Source organism: Arthrobacter sp. LjRoot78 (assembly GCF_964254335.1).
Taxonomy (GTDB): Bacteria; Actinomycetota; Actinomycetes; order Actinomycetales; family Micrococcaceae; genus Arthrobacter.
The window spans coordinates 1,435,771-1,446,132 of the sequence record NZ_CAXUTG020000001.1; the positions used below are offsets into that span (position 1 = coordinate 1,435,771).

5 protein-coding genes are annotated in these 10,362 nt (G+C 65.8%); all 5 read left to right on the plus strand.

The window, feature by feature from the left end; all coding sequences use genetic code 11:
• Positions 1-63: 63 nt before the first annotated feature.
• Positions 64-954, plus strand: a complete 891-nt coding sequence (locus tag ACSQ1X_RS06650) for an SDR family oxidoreductase (RefSeq protein ID WP_436057118.1) — start codon at positions 64-66, stop codon at positions 952-954.
• Between the two features lie 50 nt (positions 955-1,004).
• On the plus strand, positions 1,005-1,973 hold the full coding sequence (locus tag ACSQ1X_RS06655; protein ID WP_436057119.1) for a biotin--[acetyl-CoA-carboxylase] ligase: 969 nt from the start codon (positions 1,005-1,007) through the stop codon (positions 1,971-1,973).
• Positions 1,966-2,592, plus strand: a complete 627-nt coding sequence (locus tag ACSQ1X_RS06660; protein ID WP_436057120.1) for a PH domain-containing protein — start codon at positions 1,966-1,968, stop codon at positions 2,590-2,592. The genes ACSQ1X_RS06655 and ACSQ1X_RS06660 overlap by 8 nt, the downstream gene beginning before the upstream one ends.
• Before the next feature lie 55 nt (positions 2,593-2,647).
• On the plus strand, positions 2,648-3,988 hold the full coding sequence (locus ACSQ1X_RS06665; protein ID WP_436059281.1) for an adenylate/guanylate cyclase domain-containing protein: 1,341 nt from the start codon (positions 2,648-2,650) through the stop codon (positions 3,986-3,988).
• Positions 3,989-4,154: 166 nt separating this feature from the next.
• Positions 4,155-10,313, plus strand: coding sequence for an Ig-like domain-containing protein (locus ACSQ1X_RS06670; RefSeq protein WP_436057121.1), 6,159 nt, complete (start codon positions 4,155-4,157; stop codon positions 10,311-10,313).
• Positions 10,314-10,362 lie beyond the last annotated feature (49 nt).

Sequence of the window (10,362 nt, forward strand, 5' to 3'; positions counted from 1 at the left end):
GCCGTCGGGTGACGCTGACCGTTATGTTACTCACCAGTAACATACTTCGGCTAGAGTGTCCTTATGACTTCAAGCAACGATGCTTCGGGCACCGCCGCAGGGCCGTATCAGGCCGCCGGTTCCCTTCAGGGACGCACCATTTTGATGTCGGGCGGCAGCCGCGGCATCGGCCTCGCCATAGCGCTCCGCGCCGCGCGCGACGGCGCCAACATCGTGCTGATGGCCAAGACCGGCCAGCCGCACGCAAAACTCGAGGGCACGGTCTTCACCGCCGCGGAACAACTGGAAGCAGCGGGCGGCCAGGCGCTCCCGATCGTCGGCGACGTCCGCAATGACGACGACGTCGCCGGGGCGGTTGCCGCCGCCGTCGAACGGTTTGGCGGGATCGACATCGTGATCAACAACGCCTCTGCGATCGATCTGTCTAATACCGACGCCGTGGACATGAAGCGCTACGACCTCATGCAGGACATCAACGTCCGTGGAACCTTCCTGCTCTCCAAGCTCGCCCTCCCGGCACTTCGACGCTCAGCAGACGCCAACATCCTGACCCTCTCACCGCCGCTGAACCTGGATCCCAAGTGGGCGGGCATGCACCTTGCCTACACCATGGCCAAATACGGAATGAGCCTCACCACCCTCGGCCTGGCCGAGGAGTTCAAGGGGGACGGCATCAACGTCAACTCGCTCTGGCCCTGCACGCTGATCGATACGGCTGCCATCCGGAACATGCCCGGGGGCGAGAACATGGTCAAGGCAGCCCGCGGACCGGAGATCATGGCGGATGCGGCACATGCCGTGCTGACGGGAAGCAACCTGGCAGGCGGGGCTGGCAGGCGGAGCGGCAACTTCTATACGGACGAACAAGTGCTCGCCGCGGCCGGGGTGACCGACTTTTCGCCGTACAGCCTTGGCGCCCCGGAGGACCGGCTGGTCCCTGACATTTTCCTCTGAGAACCCGTCCTCCCGCCGCCGGCGCGGCACCAACTCGGTAGGATTCAACTATGGACGCCCCACAGCCTGCCGACGGCCAGGACCCGATCACCCCGCAGTCTCCCGCTGCCCGCGTAGGACTCAACAGGAACGAACTGGGCAATGAGGATTTCCTGGCTGCCAACGGCATAGCGCAGCTCACCGTGGTGAACTCAACAGGTTCCACCAATGCGGACCTCCTGCAGGGAGTGACCGTGGATCCCCGCGCCTGGCCGGACCTGTCCGTCCTTACCGCCGAGCACCAGACCGCGGCCCGCGGCCGCCTGGACCGGCACTGGGAGGCGCCGCCGCTCAGCTCCGTGTCCGTGTCAATCGTGCTCCGGCCGGTGAACGCCGAAGGACGGCCGCTGCCCACCCACAGCTACTCGTGGTTCTCGCTGCTCGCCGCCCTTGCCCTCCGCGAGGCCCTCCTGGAGACGGCAGGGATCCCGGCAGAGATCAAGTGGCCCAATGACGTCATGGTGCGCGGGCGGAAAATTGCGGGCATCCTGGCGCAGCTGGGACCGATGGGGGACGGCACTGTTCCGCCTGTGATCCTGGGCACCGGGCTCAACGTGACCCTGACTGCCGAGGAGCTCCCCGTCCCCACGGCCACGTCCGTGTTGCTGGAAAATGCCCGGACAGTTGACCGGACCGCGCTGCTTAAGAGCTACCTGTCGCGCTTTGCCGCCCTGTACCGCAATTTCTGCAATGCCGACGGCGACCCCGCCGCCGGGATGGCCGGCGGACCGTCGCTGCACAAGCGCGTGGAGTCGGTGATGTCCACCCTCGGCAAGCAGGTGCGCGCACAGTTGCCCGGCGACCACGAGATCATCGGCCACGCTTCCCGCCTGGACGAATACGGCTCCCTTCTCGTGGTGGACGCCGGCAAGCACGAGCATGTGGTGACGGCCGGCGACGTCGTCCATCTCCGCCCCTGGACCCCGCCCGCTACCGGAATTGATACGGGAACCGGCACCGCGGAAAGCGGATATGCGTAAAGAGCTCCTGCCGGGTGAACAGGTCATCACTGTTACCCGGCCGCAGCCCCGGAAGCTCTTTTTCCCGGCGCTGCTGTTCATCGCTGGACCCGCTTTCGGCGCCTTCGCCAGCGCATGGATCGTCAGGGGCGAGCCGGCCAGGCTCGTTCCGCTGATCTCCGAAGAATGGACTATTTGGCTTGTCGCAGTGTGCGTCGGCGGAGTTGCGTGGATACTGTTGGGATACTGCCTGCCGCGGCTGCTCAGGTGGCACGCTACCCAGTACGTGCTGACGAGCCGACGGATAATTGCCCGTTACGGTATGTTGCGCAGGCGGGACATGCAGATCCCGCTCGCGGCGGTGCATCATGTCGGCGTCAGTCAGTCACTGTGGCAGCGCATATTGCGTTCCGGGAATATATCGTTGGATACCGGACACGGTGCCGAATCGGTTATCCCGGACGTTCCGGAGGCTGTGAAGTTCCGGAACTTTGTGCTCGATGCCATCGATGAACTGCCTGCCGGAGTGATCTACGAGGCAGACCGGGCGCAGGACAGCGCCGCGGACATGCCGCGATACCGGCCGTGGGATAGGGGAGAGACGTGGGATACGAGAGAAGGTGGAAGAGATGAGCGCTGAGAATGCCGGACCCGTGGACAACGCCGGAACCGTCGACCAGGCAGAGCCGTCTGAGCTGCCCTCTCCGCCGGACGCCGTAGTGGAGACCGCCACCCTCGAAGCCGCTGTCCTGGAAACGGCCACCTTGGCTCCGGTTTCACTGGACGGGCCGGTTTCCTTGGAGCCGCCCGTTTCACTGGAGGCGCCGGTGCTTGAGACGTCCGCGCTTGAGACGTCCGCGCCTGGAACGTCCGTGCCCGGCGACCCCGCCGGCACCCCGGCAGCCGCCCACCAGCCAATACCCCACGACCCTGCCCAGTATGATCCTCCTCTGCCGGGATCATCCTCGAATGAAGCCACTCCCACGGGAACCCTTTCTGCCGAACGGCTCGCCGCGAAGGCGCTGGAGGCCAGGCTCCTCGGCGGTGAGCGCAAGCTGCGCCGCCGTGAGGTGGCTGCCGGTGCCGGGCTGTCGCTGCTGTCCGCCCGCAAGCTGTGGCGCGCCCTGGGCTTTCCCAACCTTGGCGACGAGGATGTTGCCTTCACCGAACGCGACCAGGCGGCATTGTCCACCGTGGTTGACCTGGTCCGGGCGGGGAAGCTCACCGAGGAAGCGGCTATTTCCGTTACCCGGGCCATCGGGCAAATGACCGACCGCATGGTGGTCTGGCAAATCGAAGCCCTCGTGGAGGACATGGTGCACCGGCAGGGTGTGTCGGACGCCGTAGCCCGCAAGCGGCTGGTCAACCAGCTGCCGTCCCTGGTGGACGCGCTCGAGGAAATGCTGGTTTACTCCTGGCGCAGGCAGCTCAACGCCGGGGTCCAGCGCCTCGCCGTGCGGGCAGAGGCCGGGCTGCAGGCCAGTGAAGAGGGCCGCGAGGGCGACGAGGATGACGCACCGCTGCCACTGGCGCGGGCCGTAGGATTTGCGGACCTGGTTTCGTACACCAGCCTTTCGCGACGCATGAACGAGAAGACGCTGGCTCAACTGGTACAGCGTTTTGAGAACAAATGCGCCGAGATCATTTCGGTCGGCGGCGGGCGGCTGGTGAAAACCGTGGGGGATGAAGTCCTCTATATTGCCGAGACGCCGGCAGCGGGAGCCGAAATTTCCCTCGCCCTGTGCCAGGCCTTTACCGAGGATGAGATCCTGCCCCAGGCCAGGGTGGCCATGGTGTGGGGGAGGATCCTGTCGCGGCTGGGCGACATCTACGGTCCCACCGTCAACCTTGCCGCGCGGCTGACTGCACTGGCGGATCCGGGCACCGTTCTGGTCGATTCGATGACGGCCGCCGCGCTGGAACACGACGAACGGTTTGTATTGGTCCCGCAGGCAGCCGAAGAGGTGCGTGGCTTCGGTGAAATACACCCCGTCCTGCTGCAGCGCGGCAGTGGCCGGGGACTCGTCCTGGACTGAAATCCACAAGCCCGTTCCGCCCGCGTCCGCCGGACTCCCGCATTAGCGGACGGCGGGGGCTGGTTTCTCAAATCGATGGCCTTATGACATAGTCGGACTGTCCCCGTGTGTCGCTCTATGGGGCCTTAGCATGCCCGGAATGCATTTTTGTGGGGGAAATCTGGCAATGAAACGGCTACTTCGATCCGTGACGCCCAAACCGGAACGGACGCCGAACCACCGGCGTACCAGGATCCTCCGCGGCACGGTTTTTGCGGTGGCCGGTGCTGCGTTGGTGGCGGGTGCGGTGATTTATCCGGGGTTTAAGACCACTGAGGTGGAATTGAACGATGGTGGTGTGTGGGTGGTCAGTAAGGCCAGGAATGCTGTTGGCCGTTTGAATTATCCGTCCCGTGTGCTGGATGGTGCGGTGACCCCGGCGAGTACGACTTTCGATGTCCTGCAGAATTCCGGTGACGTTTTTGTCGATGATGAGACGGGTTCGACGCTGAATCAGGTGTCTCCGGCGAATATGCAGTTGGGCGGGGATAAGCAGTTGCCGGGTGCGGCTGATGTGAGTTTTGGTTCCGAGGTTATTTCGGTGACGGACCCGGCCAAGGGCAAGGTGTGGGCGCTTTCGCCGTCCACTGTCAACGGTTTTGACGAGGAGTCCACGGAGCCGGTGTTGGCCGGTTCGGAGGGCCTGGTGTCCGCTGTTGGTGCGGATAACCGGATTTACAGTGCGGATCCGAAGACCGGTGCGGTGACGGTGACGGCTGTTGATGCCAACGGTGCGGTGGCGTCGACCGAGTCCGGTACGTGGGACGGGCTGAAGGGTGCCGGGGATCTGCAGCTGGCTGTGGTGGGGGAGCAGCCGGTGGTGCTGGATGCCGGGCGGGGGAAGCTGTTCCTGCCGGGCGGGCGTGCGCTGGATGTGGCGGATGCGCAGGAGGCGAAGCTGCAGCAGTCGGGTCCGGAGTCGGATGTGGTGGCGGTGGCGACGCGGAAGGCGTTGTTGAAGCAGCCGTTGGACGGGTCGACGGCGAAGACGGTGTCCTTTGATGGTGAGGGTGTGCCGGCGGCTCCGGTGCAGCTGGGCGGGTGTGTCCATGCGGCGTGGTCGGGGGCGAACAAGTATGTCCGGGACTGCGTGAATGATGCCGATGATAAGAACGTGGAGGTGCCCAAGGCGAGTGCGTCGCCGTCGTATGTGTTCCGGGTGAACCGGGACCTGGTGGTGCTGAACGATGTGAATTCGGGCAATGTGTGGCTGGTCAACCAGAACATGCAGCTGGTGAACAACTGGGACGACGTCATCCCGCCGCAACAGACCTCCGATGATGCCGACAAGGACTCCGCGGACGAAGTCCAGCAGACCGTGCTGCCGGACCGGACCAAGCCCAACAGCGCACCGGTCGCCAAACCGGACACCTTCGGCATCCGAGCGGGCAAGACCGCCATCCTCCCCGTCTTGGACAACGACACCGATCCCGACGGCGACATCCTCACCGTCCGCGCTCCGGACGCCATCAGTTCCGGCGTCCTCGCGCCGATCTACGGCTCCACCGGTTTCCAGGTCAGCGTGCCGGCCGACAAGACCGGCTCCGAGACGTTCAAATACACGGTCGACGACGGCCGCGGTCTCACAGCGTCCGCCGACGTCACGCTCAACATCATCCCGCCGGGGGAGAACTCCGCCCCGCGCCAGAAGCCGAACCGGAACACCACCCTGGTGGTGCAGTCCGGCAAACTCGTGAGCCAGAACATCCTCACGGACTGGACCGATCCGGACGGCGACGACCTCTACGTGGTCAGCGCCAGTGGCAGCGACCCCCGCGACCAGGTCAAGGCACGGCCGGACGGCCTGCTCAGCTTCCAGGACGCCGGCTCCGAGCCCGGCCGCAAAGTGGTCACCCTGACGGTGTCCGACGGCCAGTCCACCGCCGAGGGCACGGTCACCGTGGACGTGCGCGCACCGGGCGCGCTTCCGCCCATAGCCAACGCGGACCACATCGTCGCGGTCGCCGGAGTGGACACAGTCATCGCACCCCTGAAGAACGACTCGGATCCTCAAAGCGGAGCGCTCCGGCTTGCCCAGGTCTCTCCGGACGGAAACTCCACCGCCACCATGGGCGCGGACCAGCAGACCTTCACCTTCAACTCCACGGCCCAGGGTGCCCACTACGTGTCCTACCTTGTGACCAACGGTCCGGCCAGTGCCCAGCAACTGGTCCGCGTGGATGTGGTTCCCGGCAATGGCGACGGTGCGCCCGTCGCCGTCCGGGACACGGCGCTGCTGCCCAGCGGTGGCAGCGTACTGGTGGATGTCCTCGGCAACGACTCGGACCCCTCCGGCGGCGTGCTGGTGGTCCAGTCCGTCACAGCGGCCGACGGCCAGCCGGTCAGCGCGTCAGTCCTGGACCACTCCGTCGTCCGGATCACCGACATCCGGGCGCAGGGCCAGCTCAACGTCAAGTACACGATTTCCAACGGCAAAGCCTCGGCCGGCGGAGACATCGCCGTGCTGGTGGTACCGGCACCGGCCAAGCTCCAGGCACCCCAGGCCAAACCGGACGAGGCCTCGGTCCGGACCGGCGACGTCGTCACCATCCCCGTCCTGGAGAACGACACTGACCCCAACGGCGGCAAGCTCACCCTTGAGCCCGAACCCGCGCAGAAGCCGGACGATGCCGACGGCCGCATGTTCCGCTCCGGCGGCACCCTGCGGTTCATCGCCGGGGACGTGCCCAAGACGGTTTATGCCATTTACAAGGTCACCAACGAATCCGGGCAGTCGGACTCCCAGCAGGTCACCATCCGCATCCGCGCGCGCGATGACGAGCGGAACACCCGCCCCGAGCCGAAGAACCTGACCGCCCGCGTGGTGGCCGGCATGGTGGTGCGGATCCCCGTGCCCCTGGACGGCATCGATTCCGACGGCGACTCCGTGCAGCTGATCGGCGTGGACAAGGCCCCCGCAATGGGAACGGCCGTGATCAAGGACGGCTACCTCGCTTTCACCGCCACCGGAACGGCCGCCGGCACAGACACCTTCACCTATCGTGTCCGGGACCGGATCGGCGCCGAAAACACCGGCACGGTGATTGTGGGCATCGCCCCGCCGGAAGCCAACAACCAGAAGCCCATTGCAGTGGACGACGCAGTCGACGTCCGCCCCGGCCGACAGATCGCCGTGGACGCCCTCAGTAACGACTCCGACCCCGACGGGGACCCGATCGGCCTGGTCTCCAACGCCTTCGAGGCGCGCCCGGAGCTCCGCGTTGAGTCCGCCGACGGCGGCAAGGTGCTGCTCACGGCGCCCGGCGCTGCCGCCAACGAGAGCGTCAGCTACAAGGTCCAGGACGACAAGAAGGCCCAGGGGAGCGCGGTGATCCGGGTCCGGGTTAGCCCCGACGCCGCCCTCAAGGCGCCCATCGCACAGGACGATGTGGTCACTCAGGCCGAGACGCTGGGGAAGTCCGCCGTAGACGTCCCGGTCCTGAAAAACGACTCCGACCCCGATGGCGTCGCCGCCGACCTCAAGATCAGCCTGCCCGACGGCAACCCCAACGCGCGCGTCGGAGGTGAGGGCAACGTGCTGGTCAGCCTTGCACCGACGGACCAGCTGGTTCCGTACACCGTCACCGACGTCGACGGCCAAAGCTCGACGGCGGTCATCTGGGTTCCCGGGCAGGGCGAACAGCACCCGTCGTTGGCACGCACCGACGTCGTCGAAGTGATGGCGGGCAAGGAAGCCGCCATCGACCTGAACGAGTACGTCCGCGTCCGGGAGGGGCGCACACCCCGGATCACGCAGGCGGACAAAGTCCGCGTCCAAGGCGCCGATGGCGGAAACGTCATCGCCGCGGACGGAAACGCATTGCGCTACGCCGCGCTCAAGGACTACGTCGGGCCCGGCTCCGTCACTTTCGAAGTCACGGACGGTGCCGGCCCCGACGATCCTCAGGGACTGAAGTCCACCCTGACCGTGATCACCAGAGTGGTTCCGGACCCCAATGCCAACCACGATCCAGTCTTCAGCGGAACCGACCTCGAGGTGCCCCTGGCTGAAACTGCCAGCCTGGAACTGGGCAACCTGGCCAAGGACGTTGACGACGGAGACCAGGAGAAGCTGAAATTCGAGTTTGACGGAACCCTGCCGGAAGGCTTCAGGGCAACGATCGAGGGCCAGACGCTCAGGGTCAGTGCGGAACCCGGCCTGGCCGCAGGCCGGAAGGGCGCCATCCCGCTGAAAGTCACCGACGGCCGCTCGGGTCCGGTGAAAGCCGCCGTGACGGCCACCGTCGTCGCCTCCAACCGGCCGCTCGCTACGGCCAATGAGGATGTCATCGACAAGGCCAACGCCGGCCGGAGTGAGACCATCAACGTCCTCGCCAACGATTTCAATCCGTTCAGCGATGCCCCGTTGAAGATCGCCTCGGTTGCGGTGGAGACCGGTTCCGCCGCCGGACAACCCCTCATTAGCGGGGACTCCATCACGTTCACGCCAGCGGACGGTTCCAAGGGCGTTATGGTGCTCCGGTACACGGTCTCGGACAAGACGGATGACCCGTCACGCCAGGTGAGCGGCAGGGTCCGCGTTACCGTGCGTGACAAACCCGACGCCCCCTCGGCACCGTCCGCCACGGACGTGCGCAGCCGCACCGCCGTCCTGAAGTGGGCTCCGCCGTCGGACAACGGTGCGCAGATCACGAAATACACCGTGCGGTCCAATGGCTTCAGCCAGGACTGCGCCACCACCACCTGCACGCTCAGCGGCCTGACCAATGACGTCAAGTATGTCTTCGCTGTCACGGCCACCAATGACGTCGGTGAGTCGGAATCCTCGCCGCCCTCCAACGAGATCCGGCCGGACGAGAAACCGTCTCCGCCGGAGGCGCCCACGGTCAAAGCGGGCGACAAGACCATGGTGATCGCCTGGCCTGCGGCGAAGACTGAAGGCTCGGCCGTTAAGAGCTACAACCTGGAGATCTCCCCGCCGCCGGCCAGCGGAATCGCCGTGAAGAACGGTGTGACCGGCTTGACCTACACGTGGCCCGGCCTGACCAACGGCGTGCGCTACAAGGTCCGCGCCCAGGCCGTCAACGAGCTTGGCCCGTCCGAGTGGGGCATCTACTCTTCCGAGGACAACCCGGCTGGAGTACCCGCGGCACCGGCGGCACCGACGTCGGCCGTGGCCTCTGCCGTGGGAACCACCAACCAGCTGCGCGTGAACTGGTCCGAACCCGACACCAACGGGGACGCGATCAGGAACTACTACGTCACCATGAGCGGAGGCGGCGGCGCACCGCAAACGCAGACCATCGCGGGCACCGTGCGCACCGCCAATTTCACGGCCAACAATTCCGAAGCTGAGTACACCTTTACTGTCCAGGCCGAAAACAAGGCGGGGAAGGGCGCCGTCAGTCCGCCGTCGGCGCCCCGGCGCGCCACCGGCAAGCTGGGCCAGGTCTCCGGGGTCAGCGCCGCCGCGGCAGACACCGGGGGAGCAGGGCGGCAGGTGACCATCAATTTCAAGGAGCTGACCGCAGCAGAACGCAATGGTTCGGCCCACGGCGAGGTGAGCTACAGCTACAACGCCAGCACCGGCCAGAACGGTCCGATCACGCCAGGGCAGACCGTGGGCGGCTTCACCAACGGTGCCCAGACCACAATTACGGTGATCGCCCACTCCACCGTGGCGCCAAGCTCTAACGCCAGTTCCGGCGCATCGGCCACCCCGTTCGGTTCGCCAGGCACGCCGTCGGCTTCGGGACAGGACGGTGCCATGAACCAGAAGTCCTTGACCTTGAGCTGGTCTTCCCCGTCAACCACGACCAACGACGTCGCGTCGACCTTGATCAGGATTGATGGCGGCGGCTGGGAAAACGTTGCCGCGTCCGGCAGCCGGGTCATCAACACCGGTGGATTCGCTGAGTCCCACCGGATCGACGTGAAAACCGTCAACTCCCTGGGGACCGAGAGCGGAGTGGTTTCCGCGTCCGCCAAGTCCGGGGCGCAAGGCGAATGGATAACAACCGTCGTCAAGGGCACGGACCTCGTGCGCACCTGCACCTTCGAATACGGCAAGGCCAGCTACCGGCCGAACCCGTACTTCGACTGCCAGGGCATCAACAAGGGCGACACTCCGCCGTGGTTCTACGTCAACAGCGGCGAGCGGATCGTGGTCCACTGCTACGTCATGATGAACGACCAATGGACTAACACGCCGGATCAGCCGTTCTATCGGGTCGAGCCGGGATCCAACCGAAACGTGGGCTACTACATGGTTGCGGGGCACTCGCAGCTCGGTCAGCCGTACTCCCACGGGATCCCGCGGTGTTGATGACGGGCGTAGCCGCAGGTCAGGCGGCCGGGGAGAGCTCCCCATCGCG